The sequence below is a fragment of the Danxiaibacter flavus genome (assembly GCF_041060425.1).
Lineage (GTDB): Bacteria > Bacteroidota > Bacteroidia > Chitinophagales > Chitinophagaceae > Danxiaibacter > Danxiaibacter flavus.
In genome coordinates this window covers 399,447-421,591 of record NZ_JAULBC010000002.1, presented here as the reverse complement: position 1 = coordinate 421,591, position 22,145 = coordinate 399,447, and the positions used below count along the sequence as shown (strand labels likewise).

19 protein-coding genes are annotated in these 22,145 nt (G+C 40.8%); 8 read left to right on the top strand and 11 right to left on the bottom strand.

Annotation, left to right across the window (positions count from 1 at the left end; all coding sequences use genetic code 11):
• Positions 1-167: 167 nt before the first annotated feature.
• The 8 genes from QTN47_RS07425 to QTN47_RS07390 form a co-directional block, all read right to left on the bottom strand.
• Positions 168-689: a hypothetical protein gene (locus QTN47_RS07425; RefSeq protein WP_369328715.1), complete on the bottom strand. Its 522-nt coding sequence runs from the start codon at positions 687-689 to the stop codon at positions 168-170.
• Positions 690-1,035: 346 nt separating this feature from the next.
• A complete protein-coding gene (murB, locus tag QTN47_RS07420; RefSeq protein ID WP_369328714.1) occupies positions 1,036-2,058 on the bottom strand; it encodes a UDP-N-acetylmuramate dehydrogenase in 1,023 nt (340 codons plus the stop codon).
• A gap of 448 nt (positions 2,059-2,506) precedes the next feature.
• Positions 2,507-2,815, bottom strand: coding sequence for a type II toxin-antitoxin system RelE/ParE family toxin (locus QTN47_RS07415; protein ID WP_369328713.1), 309 nt, complete (start codon positions 2,813-2,815; stop codon positions 2,507-2,509).
• Entirely contained in the window at positions 2,805-3,059 is a 255-nt protein-coding gene (locus QTN47_RS07410; RefSeq protein WP_369328712.1) for a hypothetical protein, read from the bottom strand. Before QTN47_RS07410 ends, QTN47_RS07415 begins: the two co-directional genes overlap by 11 nt.
• Before the next feature lie 631 nt (positions 3,060-3,690).
• Complete coding sequence (gene priA, locus QTN47_RS07405; protein ID WP_369328711.1) at positions 3,691-6,276, bottom strand: replication restart helicase PriA; 2,586 nt, start codon at positions 6,274-6,276, stop codon at positions 3,691-3,693.
• Positions 6,239-7,012: a lysophospholipid acyltransferase family protein gene (locus tag QTN47_RS07400; RefSeq protein ID WP_369328710.1), complete on the bottom strand. Its 774-nt coding sequence runs from the start codon at positions 7,010-7,012 to the stop codon at positions 6,239-6,241. The genes priA and QTN47_RS07400 overlap by 38 nt, the downstream gene beginning before the upstream one ends.
• A 112-nt stretch (positions 7,013-7,124) precedes the next feature.
• Positions 7,125-7,652, bottom strand: coding sequence for a hypothetical protein (locus QTN47_RS07395; RefSeq protein ID WP_369328709.1), 528 nt, complete (start codon positions 7,650-7,652; stop codon positions 7,125-7,127).
• A gap of 304 nt (positions 7,653-7,956) precedes the next feature.
• On the bottom strand, positions 7,957-8,862 hold the full coding sequence (locus QTN47_RS07390) for an alpha/beta fold hydrolase (RefSeq protein WP_369328708.1): 906 nt from the start codon (positions 8,860-8,862) through the stop codon (positions 7,957-7,959).
• 388 nt (positions 8,863-9,250) lie between these two features.
• Here QTN47_RS07390 and QTN47_RS07385 point away from each other — a divergent pair, with 388 nt between their 5' ends.
• The 4 genes from QTN47_RS07385 to QTN47_RS07370 all read left to right on the top strand — a co-directional run bounded on the left by QTN47_RS07385 (position 9,251) and on the right by QTN47_RS07370 (position 13,491).
• The gene (locus QTN47_RS07385; protein WP_369328707.1) at positions 9,251-10,129 is read left to right on the top strand and encodes a carboxylesterase family protein; all 879 of its coding nucleotides are present in this window, start codon (positions 9,251-9,253) and stop codon (positions 10,127-10,129) included.
• Positions 10,130-10,363: 234 nt separating this feature from the next.
• Complete coding sequence (locus QTN47_RS07380; RefSeq protein WP_369328706.1) at positions 10,364-10,891, top strand: hypothetical protein; 528 nt, start codon at positions 10,364-10,366, stop codon at positions 10,889-10,891.
• Between the two features lie 134 nt (positions 10,892-11,025).
• On the top strand, positions 11,026-11,394 hold the full coding sequence (locus QTN47_RS07375; protein WP_369328705.1) for a glyoxalase superfamily protein: 369 nt from the start codon (positions 11,026-11,028) through the stop codon (positions 11,392-11,394).
• Positions 11,395-11,583: 189 nt separating this feature from the next.
• Positions 11,584-13,491, top strand: a complete 1,908-nt coding sequence (locus tag QTN47_RS07370; protein ID WP_369328704.1) for a PAS domain S-box protein — start codon at positions 11,584-11,586, stop codon at positions 13,489-13,491.
• Positions 13,492-14,188: 697 nt separating this feature from the next.
• Here the strand turns inward: QTN47_RS07370 and QTN47_RS07365 are convergent.
• The gene (locus tag QTN47_RS07365; protein WP_369328703.1) at positions 14,189-14,491 is read right to left on the bottom strand and encodes a YciI family protein; all 303 of its coding nucleotides are present in this window, start codon (positions 14,489-14,491) and stop codon (positions 14,189-14,191) included.
• Positions 14,492-14,622: 131 nt separating this feature from the next.
• Here QTN47_RS07365 and QTN47_RS07360 point away from each other — a divergent pair, with 131 nt between their 5' ends.
• Positions 14,623-14,979, top strand: a complete 357-nt coding sequence (locus QTN47_RS07360; protein ID WP_369328702.1) for a DUF488 domain-containing protein — start codon at positions 14,623-14,625, stop codon at positions 14,977-14,979.
• A gap of 319 nt (positions 14,980-15,298) precedes the next feature.
• Here the strand turns inward: QTN47_RS07360 and QTN47_RS07355 are convergent, their stop codons facing one another.
• Positions 15,299-17,449, bottom strand: coding sequence for a type IA DNA topoisomerase (locus tag QTN47_RS07355; RefSeq protein ID WP_369328701.1), 2,151 nt, complete (start codon positions 17,447-17,449; stop codon positions 15,299-15,301).
• A gap of 220 nt (positions 17,450-17,669) precedes the next feature.
• Between QTN47_RS07355 and QTN47_RS07350 the strand changes: the two genes are divergently transcribed.
• From QTN47_RS07350 to QTN47_RS07340, 3 genes are all read left to right on the top strand, one after another.
• A complete protein-coding gene (locus tag QTN47_RS07350) occupies positions 17,670-18,317 on the top strand; it encodes a class I SAM-dependent methyltransferase (protein WP_369328700.1) in 648 nt (215 codons plus the stop codon).
• A 354-nt stretch (positions 18,318-18,671) separates the two neighbouring features.
• Positions 18,672-18,965, top strand: coding sequence for an oxidoreductase (locus tag QTN47_RS07345; RefSeq protein ID WP_369328699.1), 294 nt, complete (start codon positions 18,672-18,674; stop codon positions 18,963-18,965).
• A gap of 219 nt (positions 18,966-19,184) precedes the next feature.
• On the top strand, positions 19,185-21,125 hold the full coding sequence (locus tag QTN47_RS07340; RefSeq protein ID WP_369328698.1) for a gamma-glutamyltransferase family protein: 1,941 nt from the start codon (positions 19,185-19,187) through the stop codon (positions 21,123-21,125).
• A gap of 411 nt (positions 21,126-21,536) precedes the next feature.
• Here QTN47_RS07340 and QTN47_RS07335 read toward each other — a convergent pair whose 3' ends face one another.
• Complete coding sequence (locus QTN47_RS07335) at positions 21,537-22,058, bottom strand: GNAT family N-acetyltransferase (RefSeq protein ID WP_369328697.1); 522 nt, start codon at positions 22,056-22,058, stop codon at positions 21,537-21,539.
• Positions 22,059-22,145 lie beyond the last annotated feature (87 nt).

Sequence of the window (22,145 nt, the reverse complement as noted above, 5' to 3'; positions counted from 1 at the left end):
TATCAGCTTTTAGCTGTGATGCTTTTTGAAGAGGTCTGTTTTTTGGGGAACTTAAATTTCAAAAAATAGTTTGAAAAAAGGTGATGGAATTGCCCATCACTTTTTTTTTATGCTCTAACACTATCGTGCTGGTTAAAAGCTGATAGCTGATAGCTACTTGCTGACAGCTAGAAATTATATCCCACGCCGATATAAGGCAACACGCCTGCAATTCCATTACCAATAAAAGGGGAGAGACCAACGCGGAAATTGAATCCTCCGTTTATAGGTTGTCTGCGATAGCCAAAAGTCATGGTGCCTAACAGATAGCCTTTCTTTCCCGAATAATAGTTATCTATAACGCCGATATAAGTGCCCTTGTCATCGGAGGATAAAATGCCCAGATAACTTAGGCCGGCTCCCATTTCAAAATACTTTCCGTTTCTTCCGAGAAGGTAGTTAACACCAACCGGAACAGTTAGGTAAGAAGGGCTTGTACTAAAGCCATAACCAAGACCGGCATACATGCCTGGGCCATCCGTTTTCTTATTAAACCGACGATCATAATTCACAGAAATAGCTATCCCCGGTCCGCCGAGTTCGGCATACACTACTTGCGGTGGCCTGTCGGTAATTACTTTGCTTTTTCTTGCTTCTTTTTTGAGATAAACTGTATCCTGTGCGCGGAGAAGCAGACATGTGAAGCTCATGCATATTAGCAGTAGTAAAGTTTTGTGCATACAAAGGTTTCAAAGTAGATACGATCAGACGTTTGAACGTTGTATGGAGAAGTCATAAAGAAAACATAAAGGAGTTGTAAGTTGTAGGTTATACGTTTATGGAAGCGGAAGGATGTCCTGAGCTTAAAGCCCGAAGCTTAAAACTTTTACTGCCGTGTTAGAAAGTGCATCCGCAAATAAAGTGATTTGATATTGTATGTTTTTCAACTCGCTTAGATCTTCGCTATGATAGCTGATAGCTGATAGCTGATAGCTGATAGCTGATAGCTGATAGCTGATAGCTGATAGCTGATAGCTGATAGCTGATAGCTGATAGCTACAAGATATTCACTTCTCTTTCCAGTTCAATACCAAACTTATCACGCACGCTGGAGATAATTTTTTCTGAGAGAGAAAAGATCTCGCTTCCTTTTGCATGGCCATAATTCACTAATACCAATGCCTGCCTTGCATGGCAGCCTGCATCGCCTTCGCGATAGCCTTTCCAGCCGCATTGTTCAATCAGCCAGCCCGCTGCAATTTTGGTATGTTGTTGATCAACTGTGTAACCTGGTATGGAAGGGTATTGCTCTTTGAGTTGAATGTATGCATCGGTGCCAATCTGCGGGTTTTTAAAGAAGCTGCCTGCGTTGCCTATCTCTGCAGGATTGGGTAATTTGCTTGTGCGGATATTAATCACGGCCTGCGAAATAGCCTGGATAGACAGAGCCGATACCTGCATTTTGTCGAGTTCTTGCTCAATTGCACCGTAGGATGTATTAAAGACAGGTAGTTTGCGCAATTTGTAGGTAACGCTAAGTATGATGAAACGATTCTTGTACTTGCGCTTAAAAATGCTTTCCCTGTAACCAAATTCGCAATCATTGAGATTGAATGTAACGATTGTCTTTTCGAGCAGATCATAAGCTTCCAGGCTTTCAAACACATCTTTGATCTCTACACCATAAGCTCCGATGTTTTGCATGGGCGATGCACCCACGCATCCCGGAATAAGGCTTAAATTCTCAATGCCGGCGTAGTTATGTTCGATGCAATAAAGTACAAACGAGTGCCAGTTTTCTCCGGCTTGCGCTTTTACGTAAAAAAACATTTCATCTTCTCTTACAACCTCAATCCCTTTCAATTCATTCTTTAGAACAAGTCCGTCAAAATTCTTTGTAAAGAGAATATTGCTGCCGCCGCCCAGTGGTAATAGCGAATTGTCTGCTGATAATTTTTCTTTGTAAGAAAGCAGTTCTTCCAGATCGCTTACCGATTGGAATGCTGAAAAATATCTTGCTGTAGCTTCAATGCCGAACGTGTTGTATTGCTTAAGAGAAACGTTTTCAAGTATCTGCATGACGGCAAACCTACGTTTTTGGTGGCAAGTTGCAAAGTTTCAAACCACGGAGACACAGCGGAAAAACGATACACAACGTTTTTTTGCCACAACGGCGCTAAGGCGCAAAGAGGCACAAAGGGTTGAAACCACAGAGGCGCGGCGACAGGGCGAAACACGAGGTTTTTGCCACAAAGGCGCTAAGACGCAAAGAGGCACAAAGAATTGAAAAACCACAGAGGCACAGCGACAGAGACGAAACACGAGGTTTTTGCCACAAAGGCGCTAAGACGCAAAGAGGCACAAAGAATTGAAAAACTAAAGAGGCACAGCGACAGGACGAAACACGGCGTTTTGCCACAAAGGTGCTAAGGCGCAAAGAATTGAAACCATGGAAGTACGGTAAACTGACGATACACAACGTTTAATAACGGATGCAATTTGAAAATTCTTTAAGCACTATTAGTCGTTATTTCGATGAGCGCCTGAATTTTCTTTTGGGATTTTTTTTCATGTGAAAAACATAATATACCAGTATAATTTTTTCTTTTTTGAGAATCTCGTATATAATGATGTAAGGAAAGATGTGTATGGATATTTCCCGGTAGGACGCTTTCTTTTTCGGATATCTTTCAGGATCATTAAGTATCAGAGACAACCGGTAGTCAATTGCTTCGATAAATCGTTTTCCCAGACCAGCGGAGCGGTCTTCGTACCATGAATAGGACTCTTGGATTTCTTTTAAGGCTTCAGGGTGAAATTCTATTTTATAAGACATTTCGTTTTCGGGGTTGAGAATTTAGAATTTTCGTTTTTGCATCTTTCCAGGACACTGTTTTTACTCTTCCTTTTTTGACTTCATCGGAACGTTTATTAAGCTCATTTAGAAAATCCGGATCGTTCCAATGGTCAGGAATATCTGCAATTTCGCTTTCCAGCATCGTATAGATAGCCTTTATCTTTTTATCCTCTGCAAATCTTATGTAAGAATGCAATTTCTCTCTTATCGCGGCTGTTGTCATATTAGGAGTTTGTACAAAAATACCTTTTTTGAGCCACAAAGCCACAACGGCGCAAAGGGGCACAAAGAATTTGAAACCACGGAGACACAGCGGAAAAACGATACACAACGTCCTTTTGCCACGAAGGCGCTAAGGCGCAAAGAGGCACAAAGGGTTGAAACCACGGAGGCACGGCGACAGGGCGAAACACGAGGTTTTTGCCACAAAGGCGCTAAGACGCAAAGAGGCACAAAGAATTGAAACCACGGAGACATGACGACAGAGACGAAACACAATGTTTTTGCCACAAAGGCGCTAAGGCACAAAGAAGCACAAAGAATTGGAACCAGGGAGGCACGGCGACACTGACGAAACACGAGGTTTTTGCCACGAAGACGGAAAGACGCAAAGAAGCACAAAGGATAAGAACCACGGAGACACGGCGATAGAGACGAAACACGACGTCTTTTTGCCACGAAAACGGAAAGACGCAAAGAATCACAAAGGATTGGAACCATGGATATGCGGCGGAAAGCAAGGTGAAAAAGCAGGTATCTTTTCTTTTTCTTTTTTCTACTAGTCCCACAATCTTACGTGTTTAACATGTCTTACACGTCTTACGATCTTACTGTCTTACTATCTTACGGTCTTCCTACACCGGGTCTACATCTGGCACAATCACCACCGATTTGTACAATTTGGTTGATTGTATAATGGCTGTTTGTTGTTGTATTTCCATCTTGCATTGCTTAATGAGTTTGGCATCGCGGGGAAGTTTTATGAGGATCTCCCACAGGTATTTATTGCGAATGCGGTTTACAACGGGTTCTGCCGGGCCGTTAAGATAATTGCTAAAGTTGGTTTTTAGTCCATTCAGCATTAAGTATGCGGCTTCTTCAGCAATGTGTTTTTCTTTGTGTTTAAAAACAAGCTGTATTAAACGCGAGAAGGGCGGATAGAAGAACAGCTTGCGATTTTCTATTTCGTATTGAAATAACTCGTCATAGTTATGGTGCTGTACAAATTGCAAAACAGGGTGCTGGGTATTGCTTACCTGTATTAATACTTTGCCCAGTCCATCCTTTCTGCCTGCACGTCCGCTTACCTGCTCCATTAACTGAAATGCACGTTCATTTACGCGGAAATCTGCAAAATTCAGAATGCCATCAGCATCAACAATTCCAACCAGGTTCACGTGTTCAAAATCCAGTCCCTTAACAACCATTTGGGTGCCTACCAACACATCAATACGCTGTTGCTCAAACATCTTGATTAGGTTATCATGGTCATGCTTTCCTTTCACACTGTCATAGTCCATACGGGCAATCCGTGCGCCCGGAAATTCTTCTGTGAACAGTTCTTCCAGTTTCTCCGTACCGAAATTCTTTTGAATGAAGTTATGGCTGCCACAGGCGGCGCAGGTTTGTATAACAGGATAAGCTGTGCCGCAATAGTGGCACGTCAGCTTATTCTTTGCTTTGTGATAAGTAAGTGTCACATCACAGTGCTGGCATTGGGGGATCCATCCGCACACACCGCAGATCTGGTATGGAGAATAACCACGCCTGTTCTGGAACACGATCACCTGTTTTTTCTGATCTAACGATGCCTGGATTGCCGCTTTTAGTTGCGGTGAAAGCATTAGCTTTCCTTTTTGCGGTGTAACGACAGTTTTTGCATCAACAAGTTCTATGGAAGGAAGTTCTACATTGCCATATCGCTCGTTCAATTGAACAAGACCGTACTTGTTGTTGCGGGCGTTGAAGTAGCTTTCAATGGACGGAGTGGCGCTGCCTAGCAATACTTTTGCATTGAACAATGATGCATAGTAAACTGCAGCATCGCGCGCGTGGTAACGCGGTGCAGGATCTTGCTGCTTATATGAAGCGTCATGTTCTTCATCAACAATAACGAGTCCGAGACTGCTAAATGGCAGAAAGAGCGAGGAACGTGCTCCGAGCACGATTTTAATTTCACCTTTCTTTACTTTGTTCCATAATTCAACACGTTCGTTAGGATTGAACTTGGAATGATAGATGGCGATATTTCCGCCAAAGTGCTTCTGAATACGCCTGATGATCTGCGCTGTAAGCGCAATTTCCGGCAGCATATACAGTACCTGTTTGCCTTTTTTGATATACTGTTCAATTAATTGAATGTATACCTGCGTTTTACCACTGGCCGTAACGCCATGCAGTAAGCACACCGGCTTATCAACAAATGAAGTTGTTATTTTTTGAAGTGCTTCTTCCTGGGCCGGTGAGAGTGTTAAATCTATGGTTACGTCTTTAGGTAAGCTCTTAATTCTTTCTGCTGAACGGCGTTCTGCGATCAGTATATTTTTTTCTACCAACGCTTTCAACTGTGCAGGTGTTGCGTTAGATTTCTTCAGCAATTCGGTCTGCGTCACTTCTCCTTCAGTCTTCAACAGATGCAAATAGGAGAGCAGCAGAGCAAGTTGTTTTGGTGCCTTGCTCCAGTTGTTCAGCAATTCAGCAAGCATGTCTTCGTTATGGAAGGATGGGTGCAGAATAATGTAGGTTTCTTTTTTCTCCTTGTACTTTTCTTTCAGTTCTTCCCACACATAACAAACCTGCTTTTCAATCAGTCTTTTTATAACGGGGTAAACATGGGATGCGTCAAGCAATTGCTGTATTTCACTCAGCTTTAATTCTTTTTTGATGGTCAGTGCCTCGGCAACTACATATTCGTCGTTATCAAGATCAGCAAAATCTTCATCGTGCTCATCATTCCAGATTACAATCGTTTCGCTGGAGAGTTTGAGATTAGAGGGAATGGCTGCCTGCATCACTTCGCCCTCGGTGCACATGTAATAGTGCGCCATCCATTCCCACAATGCCAGCTGGTCAGCAAACACCAACGGCTCGTTGTCAAGAATATTAAGAATAGGTTTGGGTGTGAACGCAGCAGGTTTTTCAGGAAAGATCTTCTTTACAATCCCGGCGTATTTTTTATTTCTCAGCTCAACTTCAACCCTGATGCCAGGCTGGATCTTTTCCTGGAAGTTTGTAGAAATGCTCCATGTATAATTTACCGGAAGCGCCAGCGGAATAATGATCTCCGCATAAAGCCATCGCTCCTGTTTCTTTTGCAGGTACTCCGTTTCCGGGCTGTCATATAATGTCGCTTGCTGATCCATTGAGGCTGCAATATAAGCCGTTTGCCAGGTAAAACTAGCACTATTGCATGCTGCTGTAGGTTTGGACTGTGGCCGCATACTTTTTAAGGCCGTTTTCCATGGCGGAATGCACTTGTTTTTTTAGTTCCGGAAGGTTTTTTTGGGTAAGGCCTTCTACAGGTATTTCCTGCATAAAGACAACACGGCAGGGCCCGGGCGTCAGCGAAAAGATGCTGCGCCAATGCAATCTTTTTACGGAATCAATAAATAGCAGTGGTTTGATTGGCGTTTGTGTTTCAATGGCAATGCGAAAAGCACCGTCGTAAAAGTCTTTTAAAGGTTCCTGTGTTTCATTAAATGTTCCTTCCGGGAAGATGAATATGGAAATATGTTTTTGCAATGCACTTTTTAACGCCCGCACACTTCTTGCTCTTTTTTCGAGGCTGGACCTATCCACAACAACTGCCGCCATGCGATAAATAATGCCAAAGATGGGATATCGGGTCATTTCATATTTGCCAAGAACGCGAACCGGCTGATGGATGGCCCTCACAACAGGCGGAATATCCATATAAGAAGAGTGGTTTGCTACAAAAATGTATTTCCCCTCGCGGTTATGAGGAGCTTCATAAATCTCGCCATGTCTGATCCCCACGAGACCGTACCAGCTTCTTGCCCAAATGTTGCAAACCTTGTACATAAAGTTTCCGCCTTTTATTTTACCGAGGCATAAAGCTATTACGGTAAAAGGCAATACCAGCAACATTAGTACAACAAACCAAAGTAATGCATAAATAACGTACACGTACTGCAACCAGCGCAGGAATTTCTTCATGCAGTAAAAATAGGAGGAAACGTGTTAAGTTGTACGTGATACGTGATACGTTTTACGTTGTACGTAATCTTCCTCGTGTTCAGCGTATAACATAGAACTTATAACTTACAACTTAGTCAACGCCTGCATTAAGAAATTCATTCACAACTTCCATCTCGCCGTTCACAATACGGAGTGTTTTGTACATCGCTTTGTTCTTAAGGTAGATAAAATAAACCGTTTTGCTAAGGTAGTTTACCTCGGCCACGTTGTAGATGGTGTAATCCCAATAAGTTGGTTTAACAAGTTGTAATATGTCCAGGGAAAGATGAGATTCTTTGTACAGCTGTAATACACATATGCGAACGCCGGCAGTATTGTAGTACACCTTATATTGGATATCATACAACATGAAGCGCGCCATAAAGCCATCTTTTAATTTATACCAGCTTTCATTGCTTACCGGGAAATTCTTGACGAAATCCCTTACAGCCTTAATATTTATTTCCTTTCTTGTGGCAGCGTTTGTTATTGTTTCATTTGTTCCCGGCGGTAAGGTAAGTTGATCTTTTTTGGGGTGTGCTTCCTGGGCAGACGAAATAAGGGGTGCAATTGCCATGATACTCCATACCAGGCATGCAGAGACGAAAGAGGTGTTCATAGTGCCAGTTTTTGATGATAGGAGGAAAGAAATTACCAACACAAAGTGACGGTAATTTTCTACCACTTTATAACTTATTAGACCAATGGTAGCGTTGCTGTGATAATCGGTCTGTTTTGACCTATTTCTTTAGAAAAAGTCGTGTGGTGAACTGTCTGAAACGTAGATGGGATAAGCGTTTGTGAATACATTAACAAGGAGGGGTGACAGGATTCTGGAGTGTTGACTTCTTTTAAAAAATTTTTTTGAGTCATCGCTTCATTCCTGTCACCGGTCCAGCTATTTATTTATTTCAAAAGATCAATCAGATAGGATAGTTGCTTGGTAAAATAACACTATCCGGCGGCACGTCTTCTATGATTTCCAGTGGTGCTGCTCCTGTTATAAATCTGATAAGATCATTGTTCAATTGCTCGCGGTGTGTATAGAAAAGACCGTGTGGCGCATTTTCGTACACAATGAATTCGCTGTCGGCAATCAGACCTGCTGTCAATTTACCACTGGAGTCAATAGGAACGGTTTTGTCTGAATCCCCGTGAATAATAAGCGTTGGTATGTTTATTTTCTGCAAGTCTTTTCTAAAGTCCGTTTGTGAAAATGCTTTCGCACATTCCTGGGTGGCAATGGGTGAAGCAAAGGAGCCTATTGTACGGTAATATTCAAGTAAGGGACTGCTAACGGGATGATTAAGTAAATTGATGCCAAAGAATTGTTTGCCAAAACTGTCAAGGAATCCTATTCTGTCGTTTTGCATGGACTGAAGCATTTCGGTAAATACACTTTCATCAACACCTTCTGGATTATCATCAGTCTTCAGCATAAAGGGTGTAACGGCACTTATGAAAATGGCTTTGGATACTTTTGCTGTATTGTACTTCGAAATATATCTTGCAACTTCTCCACCACCCATTGAAAAGCCAACAAGAATAACATCATTCAATTGAAGTTCATCTATTATAGCCTTCAAATCATCAGCAAGTGTATCGTAATCGTATCCATGCAGGGGACGCGAAGATTTTCCAAAACCGCGCCGGTCGTAAGTTATGCAACGTAGCCCTTTTGATAAAAGTGGCGTAAGCTGGTACTCCCACATTTCACCACTCAAAGGCCATCCGTGAATGAGCACGACGGGTTGTCCGTTGCCATGATCTTCATAATATAACTTCACTTCTTCATTTGAAAAAGTGTGTTTGGTTTGAATGTAAGGCATAAAAAAAAGTTGAGATTTTATAAAAAGAAAAAGTTGTACTTATTACATGCGCACAAAACATACCAAGACAAGTTGCGTTAAAGGCCATGAAGATGTGTGTGTAAACAACAGTATCAGCTCTGCCGGTTTGTGAAGTTCATTAGAACAAATATCTACGAGGGATGCTTCAGCACAAAAGATAAACTTTTTCAAATTCGCCGGAAGGCCAATGTTTCCGGGTGTTCAACACCTTTGATGCAACAGTGTTCTCTTGAAAAAAATCGTTCTAAATAAAATGGATTATGTGATTTTCCACTTTTATTTTACGAAGCATTTGAGTAATTTTAAGTACTTGCCAATGTCTTGTGAATAATCGGAAACATCATTTCATTATTTACAAACTATCTGTATGAAACCTGCAAAATTTAACCCGCTGTATTCCTGTCTGCTTTTTTCTGTTTTGATCTGTGCCTGCCAGAAAGAGGGTGTACAACAAATCAGCGAAGACAAAACCGCTCAACAAAGAACACTTCAGGCTCAGACTATCGCGCCTAACGATGTGGTTGAAACAAAGCCGGCCGTTTTAAAAGCATACAACGTTAAGATCAATGCAAATACCCCCGGATATTATATGGCCCTGCCTGCCCGGTATGATTCCACGACGAAACGCTACCCGTTAATCTATAATCTGTCCGGAATGACTGAGTTGGGTACTGGCGGCACCACACTTTCAAGAGTATTGATAGAAGGTTTGCCAAAATTGTTTTCTCTTAAAACATTTCCTCCAAATTTCGTGTACGGAGGAAAGAACTATGCTTTCATGATGTTCGCTCCGCAATTTACCAAGTGGCCTACGGTAGCTGACGTTAAAGCTGCAATAGATTATGTAAAAGCAAGATTCCGCATAGATACAACCCGTATCTATGTTACGGGATATAGTATGGGTGGCGCCAACGCATGGGAGTATGTGGGCAAATATGCTGAGAAAGCTGCGGCTGTTTTGCCAATGGCCGGACCATATCTTTTATCCAGTACAGAAGCGAAGTATATAGCCACCAAAAATTTGCCGGTATGGGGGTTTCATAACGATTTTGACAACTATGTTCCATCTTACACAACAAAAGATAACGTAAATCTTATCAACAGCTTTAACCCAATCATAAAAGCTAAGATGACCATTCGCCCCACGGGTTCTCATGATGTTTGGGATATAGTTGTTGCTCCTTCTTATATACCGCCGGGGAGTACTACCAATATTTACCTGTGGATGCTGCAATATCATCGGTAATATATAACCTGACAATAGACACAAAATCGTAAGCCATCATCGAAAGTAATGAATACTACTTTCAATGATGGCTTGTTGTTTCAGTAAGATAGCTGAACCAAAAGCTTACTGCAAGAATTTTTTATATAATTGATCAGCAGGATTTGATGAATAATAGTTTTTTACATATTTTGGTAGAGAGTAACAAATATTGTTTTTCAATTGCAGTTCAAACAAAGTTTAAATTGAAGATTTATGCGAAGGCTGGCAAATTCATTGGTTATTTGTGTGGTGTTATCTGTCAATGTTTCTGCCCAGATTCCACCGACTGGTATTTTGCCTTACCGTGACGGGCGGATTTATTACGCTTTTAATTATACAATTGCAACCGGCAGCTTTACATCTTCTGTCAAGCGGCCATTGGCACAATATGCGGATCAGATAAATAAACAAATAACTGAATCATCACGCAATATGAAGAACTATTTGCTTTATGAAGATAGTATGCGGATCATTTCCAATGTAAAGTTCGTAACAACTAATAATGGACAAGCAGCCTTATATGAAGGGGTAGCAACTTTCGTTAATCTGCATGATTCGGTAAATGTGATATTGAATGATCTTACACTTATACAGAGTGCACAAAGAAAAGATTTGTCCGGCATTGGCGAGCCCGCTGAAAAAAGTGATTATAGAAAAAACAAGCCGGCTATGCAATTGCTTGGAAATGCCATTGAAAGTTTTATTAAACGTTACAACGGCAGGTTGCTCGATGATAATTAATTGTTCAATGGAAGACTTTCTGCTGCGAGCATTATGAGAAGTTTTGAAAGAAATAATATTCGTTTATACGCAATAAAATAAAACTCAAAGTTTAACTTGACACGCTGCAACATCATCCACTAATTTTTGAAAAAATGGCTAAAATAATACCCGTTTTTCGCGTGTTTGATTATGATAAAACAATTCAGTTTTACATAGACTGGCTTGGATTTACAATAAACTGGGAACACCGGCCGCACGGACATCCTTTTTATATGCAGGTGTCAATTCGTGATGTTGCACTTGATCTGTCGGCGCATCATGGAGAATGCAGTCCGGGAGGCCGTGTAAGTATTTCAGAGTTCAACGATCTGCCGGCCTACTATGCCCAACTGAAATCGAAAAATTATATATACATGAACCCTGGTCTGGAAAGGGTTGAATGGCAGGCTGATACTATTCAGATGACAGTAATAGATCCATTTTACAATAAAATAATCTTTAGTGAAAAAACTGAGACGTGATAGCAGTTGCAAACATCTTAAATGTTTTAAGTAAATTTATCACCAACTGTTTCTAAAAAATAGCAATAGTTATTACAACTCGGTTAATTTTGCAAACTGATTCGATTGGATATGGTTAATGCGGTGTAACTCCTGCCTGTATTAGTCTATTTAAACAAGCGATATAAACAAAATTTATTTGGTACAAGGATGAGTATTGAAAGTAAGTTTCCGGTTAATGATTGGCAATTAGCTTTAGAAGCCTTGAATGACGGTGTTTGGAACCTTAACGTTCAAACAAGTGAGGTTTGGTTTTCCGAAAAATGGCACCAGACGTTTGGTTATTCCAAAGAGGAAGTGAAGACTTTGGAGGCGTGGCTAAGCAAACTTCATCCGGGTGATGTAGCTGATGGCACAGATCAGTTCGAAAGACTTCTGCGTGGTGAAATAAAGACTTATAGTACTACAATAAGATACAAAGAGCCTAGCGGGGATGGTTACAAATGGGCCTTGAGTAAAGCCATTGTTTTTGATAGAGATCAAGATGGAAATCCGCGCAGAATCATTGGCACGCATACCGATATAACCAGCCAAAAGAAAAGTGAACAGGCACTGATTGAAAGCAAAAGAAGATATAAAGCGTTATTCGAGTATAGTGCAGCCATGATCTGCACTCATGATATAAATGGCATAATAACCAGCATAAACCCCTACACACTTGAGTTATTGGGGTATACCGAGCAAGAGATTGTGGGCAAGCCGGTAACCAATCTCATCCACGAAAAATACAGGCATAATTTCGCTCTTCAATACATGGTTGAGATACGTAAAAAGGGCAAAGCTTCGGGCATTATGCATGTAGTAAAAAAGAATGGCCAGTTAGCGTATTTATTGTACCACAACCATCTTTTCAAACAATCGGATGATGTTCAATATGTCATTGGTTTTGGACAAGATTTTACTGACCGCATAATGGCTGAAGATGCTTTACGGCATAGCATGGAAACGTTTTCAAGCGTATTTACCTATTCCGCTACCGGGATTGGCCTGGTAAGCCCCGAAGGAAGGTGGCTGGATGCGAACATGGCATTATGTGAAATGACTGAGTATTCGAAGCAAGAGCTTTTAAATATGTCGTTCCAGGACATTACCCACAGTGAAGATCTCAAAGCCGATTTGATCCTTGTTCAAAGGATGCTCAATAAAGAACTCAGTACATATAATCTTGAAAAGAGATACATAACAAAGAGCGGTAAGATCATCTGGATATTACTGACTGTTTCGCTGGTCTGGAAAGCAGATGGCAGCCCTGACTTTTTCATCTCCCAATTAATGGACGTCACCCGGAGAAAACAATTACTTGATGAGATCAACAACAAGAATACTGAACTTCAGGCAACACAGGTGAGTTTACAGAAGAAGATTACACAGCTTGAAGAGTTAAGCCATATTATAGCACATAACCTGAGGGGGCCTGCGGCAAATATTAAATTGCTCGCGGATATTCTGAAGTCCACAACCGAACAAACTTCCGGTACAGCGGACGAAAATTCGATGGCGAATCTTATGTCATCAGAGCAAGCTATCGCATTCATACATGATGCAAGTACATCCCTGATGAATACGCTTGAATCAGTACTGATGATAGCCAAAATAAGCCTTAACAAAGAAATGCCTTACGACGACTGCGATATAGAAGCTATCGCTGAAGATATTAAGAATCAGCTTCACGGGTTATTGGTTGAAAAGAAAGCTGATTTTGAACTAAAACTCGGCGTGAAAAAAATAAGCTATCCAAAGATCTACATGGAAAGTATATTGTATAATCTCCTCAATAATGCACTAAAGTATAGTGATCCTCAAAAAGATGCAAAGATTACTATTTCAACAAGGCCGGAAGGTAAGCATGTAGTGCTTTCGGTAGGAGATAACGGGCTGGGAATAAACCTGCAAATGTATGGTCATAAAATATTCAAGCTTAACCAGGTCTTTCATGATAATAAAGACAGCAAAGGTGTCGGCTTGTTTCTTATTAAGACTCAGATAGAATCTCTTGGAGGAACTATTGAAGTAAAAAGCGAAGAAAAAGTTGGGTCTGAGTTTACTGTTACGTTTTAGAATTTTATGCCTTCTTATTTTTTATAATAGATTCAATAAACTATCCAATTAAATTAACATATAGAATCTTATAGCATCTTGCTCTCTTTTTTGCACAGTCACTTTACTTCCGTGTAAGCTCTTTATAAACGGCCATTTTGCGTGGCAGTACACAACTGTAATTTGGCTGCAAATAGCTATGGATAATAAGCGCCGCCATAAAATAGCTATTGTATTTATAATCGAAGTTATCTAAATTCACCAGACCTGATGGAAGTGCCCCCTCAATAAATAAACTTCTGATGATTGCTGGTGCGTGACTGGAGTTTGTTTCCCCTACTGAAAAATACGCTTGTTATAGATCAGGGATTGAATAGCTTTTGCGTGCCCCTGAAACTGTAATGTCCCTATGATAATTATACCCTGCACATGAGGAACTTTTCTGTGACAGAGTGGCAATAGCTTCTTTCTTCAACAAGTAATAAGGAATAAAAAATGCGGTTATAATGAACATTAATGCGTCATTATAGTTTTCTTTTTCAGAGGGTGCACGCGCATGCAATGCTATGCCGGATATACCCTGTACGCTAATATAAAGCACCCTCTTTCCTTTCTATACATGGTGCTTTGTACGCGTAGGAAATTGAAAGGGTAACTAAGTTAATAACGCCAGATGGATGCGATAGCTCATTTAGTTTGTTGAGCTTTTTAAACTGCCTTATGCTTTTTTGTCCGGAAAAATAGCTCTCATAAGATAAAACTCATAATGGTTCACAGCAGTTGCAGGATCGTTCGAAGTAATGGATTTTACCTGTTCTTCATCGTCAACAGCAATAATGCCAAATCCGTAAGGTCCCGCAGGGTCAAATACTGGTCCGTATACCTGCGCAACACCTTCCTGCATGAGTTGGGTCCAGTAAGTAATGTGCTGCTGCATGATGACTTTTTCTTCATCTGTCATATCCATCGCAAAGGTTGGGCGTGGCGGAATAAGTTTTAAGGCGAAATACTTTTTTTCCATATCGACAATTGTTTTTGGAACGAATTGAATACTAAACTAGCAATAAATAGTAAGTTTAATAATGATTTTGGTAGAACGGTTGGCTGCCTGTCTGAAAAACATTCAAAAGTTTCTCATCTAATAATTACTCCATGAAAAATACAATCAAGATCAAACGTTTGTATGACACCCCGGAAAAAGGTGACGGATTTACGATACTCATCGACCGGTTGTGGCCCAGGGGTATGAGTAAGCAAGAAGCATATTGGGATGTCTGGCTAAAAGAAATAGCACCGTCTTCTGAATTGCGAAAATGGTTCAATCACGAACCTGAAAAATGGCAGGCATTTAAAAAAGCATATGAAGAAGAATTAAAAGACAGTGCTGCACTGGAAGAGTTGATTGATCTTCTTCATCACCACAAAGTCGTTACATTTTTGTATGCCACAAAGGAACGGGAGCATAATCATGCTGTTGTGTTGAAGGAGGTGGTGGAGGAGAAGGTGTGAGGTGTGAGGTATGAAGTGTCTGCTAATGTACGATGTACGATTTTAGATGTACGATGTAAACCAGGAGCGAATAAGCTAGTTGTCTTGGTAGGAAAATCGGAAACGGTATTTGAATTTGGATCAAACATTTCACCACATCGTACACCGTAGATCTATGATGTACGATGTACGATTTTAGATGTACGATGTAAACAAGGAGCAAATGAGCTAGCTGACTTAATACGAAACTAGTAAGCCATAGCTAAAATCGGAAACGGCATTTGAATTTAGATCAAACATTCCTCCACATCGTACCGTACATCTAACATCGTACATTCGATCACTTCACCGTAGTTATGCTATAATCTTCGTTCATCACAAGTTTTCCGTCCTGTTTTTCTTCACCTTCGGTTATTTGAAGATTTTTTATTTTGCCCGTTTTGCCTTTAGTGATCAGGTCTGTCAGTTGTTTGTCTGTAAGTTGCACGCCAAATATTGTAAAAGGCACTTTAAAGCCGCACACTGAGAAGTTTGCACAGCCATAAGCTGTATTACCTTTTTTAAGCAAATGCTCTTTACACTTAGGGCATTGGATCGTATCTATTTCAATTGCCTTCTTTTCAGCTTTGGGCTTTGGCTCTTTTTTAGGCCTGGCCTCTTTTTCTTTTTCAGGTGCAGGTTCTGGAGCAATGCTGATTGTTCTGTAGGTTGCTGTCTTCACTTCCCGCGTGAGGTCAACAACCATTTGAATCAGCTCCTGTTTAAAAGTGTCGATCGTGTATTCGCCTTTTTCGATCAGCCTTAGTTTACGTTCCCATTGTCCGGTTAATTCCGGGCTTTTCAATAATTCGGATTGAATGGTGTCAATAAGATCAATACCTGTTTGTGTTGCAAAGATGTTTTTCTTTTTCTTTTCAATATATTTTCTGCGCAGCAATGTCTCAATAATATTCGCTCGTGTTGAAGGTCTGCCGATACCGTTGTCTTTCATCAGCTCACGCATTTCTTCATCATCAACCTGCTTGCCCGCAGTTTCCATGGCGCGGAGTAAAGTGGCTTCAGTAAAAGGCTTTGGCGGCGTTGTTTTTCCCTGGTGGATCTTTGGTTCATGAGGGCCGCTTTCGCCCACTACAAAAACAGGCATTACTTTTTCTTCGTCTTTATCTTTTTCATCATCACCGTCATTTTCTTTTTTCGCGCTTGCATCATTTGCATACACAGCCTTCCAACCGGGTTCTATTATTTGTTTACCTGTAGCTTTAAATTCAACCTGTCCAACCATTCCTAAAACAGTTGTGTTTGATATTTTACATTCAGGGTAGAATGCGGCGATGAACCTTCTTGCAACCAGGTCATAAACGCGTTTTTCTTCTGGTTTAAGATTTGATGGATATTCACCTGTTGGAATAATCGCGTGGTGATCGGTTACTTTTTTGTCATCAAAAACTGTTTTCAGTTTAGGAATAGGATTCGCTAAAACCGGAGCTGTCAGGGCCTGGTAGGGCGTAAGCTTTTCCATGATTCCCGCAATTTTGGGATGCAGGTCTTCAGAAAGATAGGTGGTGTCAACTCTCGGATATGTTACCAGCTTTTTCTCATACAGATTTTGAATATAACTCAGCGTTTGATCTGCTGAATAAGCATATTTTTTATTGGCCTCAACCTGTAGCAGCGTAAGATCAAATAGTTTTGGATTACCTTCTTTGCCTTCCTTTATTTCAAATGATGTAATCGTAAACGGATGCTCCTTCAGGTATGCAAGGCCTTTTTGCGCTTTTTCCAGATTATGCAAGCGATCAATAGTTGCAGTAAACTCTGTTTCACGATAGATGGTTTTCAATTCCCAGTATTCTTCCGATTTAAACGCATTGATCTCTTTCTGTCTTTGAACGATCATGGCAAGCGTTGGCGTTTGTACCCGTCCAATCGAAAGGACTGTTTTGCCCTGTGCAAATTTTTTAGTGAAGAGTCTTGTCGCGTTCATGCCCAGCAACCAGTCACCAATTGCCCTTGCACTGCCTGCTGCATACAAATTATTGTATTGCTCGTTTTCTTTTAATTGTTGAAATCCATTGCGTATCGCCTCCTCCGTAAGTGAAGATATCCAGAGTCTTTTAACAGGCGAGGTGCATTTGGCTTTAAGTAAAACCCAGCGCTGGATAAGTTCACCTTCCTGTCCGGCGTCACCACAGTTGATCACTTCTTCGCTGGCAAGTACCAGTTGTTCAATTATTTTAAATTGCTTTTCAACACCGCTGTTATTAATCAATTTAATGCCGAAAGTAGACGGGATCATCGGCAGATCTTCAAGTCGCCAGAATTTCCAATGTTCAAAATAGTCATGAGGTTCTTTCAATGTGCAGAAATGACCAAACGTCCAGGTTACCTGGTAACCATTGCCTTCATAGTAGCCGTCTTTACGCTGACGCGCACCTATAATTTCGGCTATATCTTTCGCTACACTTGGTTTTTCTGCAATACAAACTTTCATACAACGTGTTAAACAAGCGGACGAAGATCGTATAAATATTTTATTTTTTATTGCTGTAAGTGATTGGAAAATCAGGGTTTTGTTGACTGTTTCAGCTAAAATCAGCCGGCGAAGAAGTGTTTCTTTTGATTCTTGCGTTGTTTAGTGCTGCATGAATTTTATTCAAATGGTTAACTTAGTGTTTTTGTTTTTACTTTAAATGTTTTGAAAAAAGCAGGATATGAGTGTTCAACAGGCATACAATATGTGGGCCTCACAGTACGACAGCAATAAGAACAAGACCAGGGATATGGAAGCTGTTGCCTTACGTACTGTACTCGCGAAAATTTCATTCAAAAGTTGTCTTGAAATAGGTTGTGGAACCGGGAAAAATACTGTTTGGTTGCTTGAGAAAGCAGAAAAGGTTTTGGCTGTTGATTTGTCGGAGGAAATGCTTTCAAAAGCAAAAGAAAAAGTACAGTCAGCGCATGTTATTTTTAAGCAGGCAGATATTACAAAACACTGGCAATTTGCGACCGATACTTATGATCTTATCAGCTTTAGTCTTGTGCTGGAGCACATCAGCAACCTCGATCATATATTTAAAGAAGCCGCTAAAGTTTTACATAAAGGAGGCTACGTTTACCTGGGAGAATTGCATCCATTTAAACAATACCAGGGTACAAAAGCGAGGTTCGATACAGCAGATGGAAGACATGTTGTAGAATGCTATGATCATCACTTGTCTGACTTTATTCATGCAGCAAAAAAGTATGACCTTTTTGTTTATGATGTTGACGAATATTTTGATGAAGATGACAGAGATGGTGTGCCCAGAATTTTGAGTATGGTATTCAGAAATCAATATATTTTTCGTATGATAAAATGAAAATTTGCACAATGAAATACGGTTTGCAAAGGCGGCAAGACTTTCTCTTAAATATGCTCAGAAATGATCCAGATCAATAAATTGCTATAGCAACCTATTCAGAAAGCAAATCAACAAACACATATTGTTAGTTTAGTGATGTTAAATTTTAGCTTTCTGAAAAAACAAAAGCAAATTGATTTTCAATTTCTTTTTATTCAAAGTTTGTTATTTTTTGCAACATCAATTGTTGACGTTTAATTGCAAAATTGCTGCGTTTCATATATCACTTAGTAATTACTTGGTTAATCGATTAACCAAATTTACTGTTATCTTTGTCGGGCAAACGTAATGTATCACTAAAACAAAGGAAATATGAATACGTTTAAGAAAATGGGGTTGATAGAATGTGGTGAAACAGATCGTATATTCCGATATGAAGCCTTAGGAAAAAAATTAGGTTACTCATTTTCCAAAGTGCTCGTTAACGACGATCAGATCCAGAAAACTATTCAAACTAAATACCCCCAGGTTGAAATTGTTGAGCACAAAGATTCTATTGTGCATGACAATGATATAGAACTGGTAATTGTTTCTTCCCCCGCGAACAATGAATTACATGTAGTGGGAGAATTGTTGAAGGCAGGAAAACATGTGCGGGTGATTTAAAGAAAGATCAGACCTGAAACAGCCAATTAATTTAGAACGGATTTTTGCATCCGTTCTTTTTTATTTGCAGAACCCGTGGTAACGGAAAGCCGGGACGGATATCTGCGGGTTTATTTTACCTGTTGGCCTATATCCGGTCTTACCATGTTTTATCATCATGTTGAAATATTATATTTGTGTAGACTACAATTACACAACTTTCACATAAGACTGCAACACATGATGAGGAATTTACTTTTTTTACTTGCTCTTACAACTGCTGCTGTAACCGTTAATGCACAACAGACTCAAAAACCTCCTCTGCACGGTAAAAACTGGATGGCAGTAACAGGAAAACCCCTTGCTGCAACAGCCGGTTCAATGATCTTTCAGAAAGGTGGAAATGCGGTGGACGCGGCTTGCGCCATGCTGGCAGCAACCTGTACTATGTGGGATGTGCTTAGCTGGGGTGGAGAAACACAGGCGCTGATTTATAATCCGAAAACCGGCAAAGTGATTGCAATTAATGCAATGGGTGTAGCGCCAACCGGAGCAACGCCTGAATTTTTTAAAAGCAAGGGCTATAATTTTCCACCCGAATATGGTCCTCTGGCCGCAACTACCCCCGGAACACCCGGCGGACTTTGTTATATGCTTGCAGAATACGGAACCTTGAGTCTTAAAGAAGTGCTTGCTCCGGCAATGCAACTGGCTGCAGGTTATCCTATAGAAGCGCAGACGGCTAACAGTATAGAGCGTCAGAAAAAGCGCATTTCAGAGTGGCCTTACAGTAAAGCAGTTTTGCTGCCGCATGCGGGTGAAAAACGCGAAGCTCCGGAAGCGGGTGAGATATTTGTTCAAAAAGATCTGTTGACGACACTAACAAAAATGGTGGAAGCTGAACAGCAGGCATTGAAAAATAAGAAATCCCGCAAAGAGGCTATTTATGCTGCTTACGACAGATTTTACAAAGGCGATATAGCAAAAGAATTTGTGCGTGGTTGCCAGGAGCAGGGTGGGCTGATCACAATGAATGATCTGGCAAAATGGAAACCGGTAGAAGAAGCGCCGCTTCATACCAACTACAAAGGAATAGATGTATATAAATTACAGCAGTGGACGCAGGGTCCTGCACTGCTACAGTCTTTGAATATTCTGGAAAATTTCGATTTGAAGAGCATGGGGTATAACAGTACGAAATATATCCAGACGCTGTATCAAACGATGAGTCTTGCATTTGCTGACAGGGACTTCTATTACGGAGATCCGGCATTTTCGAAGCAACAACCCATGAATGGTTTGCTTAGTAAAGCGTATGCAAAAGAACGCGCTAAGCTAATTCAATACGAAAGGAATGATCCGGATATTGCCCCGGGTGACCCTTATCCATTCGAAGGGAAAACAAACCCTTATACGCAATTATTGAAAGAAAGAAGTGCTTTAACTGATACATCTGTTCATAACGGTCCCGGCTTTGCACCCGCGCACGACAGGAGAGTGGGAGAAGCATTTCATCATGAAGATGAATTTGCCGTGAACGCCATTGACGGAGATGAAAGTGCTGTGTATAAAGACAGACTTTGGCGCGGCACTACTTCTGTAGAAGCTGCAGACACTTCTGGTTGGGTGGTTTCTATCACACCCAGCGGAGGTTGGATACCAGCCTGTATTGCAGGGCATACGGGCGTAGGGATGAGCCAGCGCATGCAGAGTTTTGTTTTGGATAGTGTGCTGAATCCGTTTAATGTAGTCGCGCCAGGTAAGAGACCACGTGTTACACTAACACCGAGTCTTGCGTTAAAAGATGGTAAGCCGTTTGTTTCTTTTGCTGTACAGGGTGGTGATACGCAGGACCAAAACTTGTTACAGTTCTTTCTGAATATGGTTGAATTTGGCATGACGGTTCAGCAGGCAACGGAAGCCGCCAACATAAATTCCAACCAGTTGTGGCTTTCTCTTGGAGGGACTAAAATGACAGACAGACAACCTAAACCCGGGAATTTGTTACTGAACGATAAAACGCCAAAGGCTGTGCAGGATGAGTTGAAAAAAATGGGTTACACAATTTCACTGGAGGATAGAACGAGCGGCCCGATCAATGCTATTTATTTTGACTGGAAGCATAAGAGTTTTTGGGGAGGATCATCAAACCACGGCGAGGATTATGGGATTGGGTGGTAGACTTGGACTGGTATTGTCTGGACCGGGATTTGGAGGATTAGAGGATGAAAGGATTGGTTATTATTATTGTCCGAATAACAGTGTGAAACAGTATTTTAATTAACAAAGGAGAGGTTAGTCGGTCTAATTTTATTAAGGAGATTAAGCTCAATTTATACAATCCTGAAAGGCAATGTCATCTAGCTAAGGATCTTTGGTGGTATTGCTCCATAGGAGCATCCTGTTTGTAGAAGAAATCAATAGATCGACTAAGCTCCGTTAGGAGCTACCTGTCGAGCTGTCTCGTCCTAAAAAAAGTTTACAGATAGGTTAATCAATCCTATAATGGCTTTACAAGCGTTACAGGAGACTCCGCTGGAGTCCGATAATATTAAAATCATGATTTTCTCAAACAGGAAGCTCTGCTGGAATTTATTCTTGTTTAAATTCTATCGAAAACAGCATAAGTGTTTCATTTTCGTGTGGCACGTGGATCATTTCTTTAAAGGAGAAACCGGATTTGCGCAGTAACTGTACGGATTTTGTGTTATTGTCTTTAGTATAGGCGAGCAGCGATTTCTGTTGTAGTTGATCAGCGGCATAGTTCAATGTCGCTTTTACGGCTTCACCTGCATATCCTTTGCCTTCAAATTCTGGTAAGAAAGCAAAGCCTATATCGGGAATAGGCAAAAAATCCCTTTTAAATAAACCGCACATTCCAATAGGCACGTTGTTTTCTTTAAGACACACAAGCCATGCACCGTAATTGTTCTTGCTATAGCTTTTTAACGGTCCTGCAGCTATGTATGCCTGCGCATCGCCGATTGTTCTGACCGACCTGTCCCCAATAAACCTTTTCCAGGATGGCGTATTCAGCAACTGCAGAATAAATGCCGCATCCGCCAGCTCAAATTTCCGCATGAATAATCTTTCGGTTTCAATTAGATAAGACATGTAAGACGTGTAAGACATGTAAGACCGTAAGATAGTAAGAAAGTAAGATAGTAAGAAAGTAAGATCGTAAGACGTGTAAGATAGTAA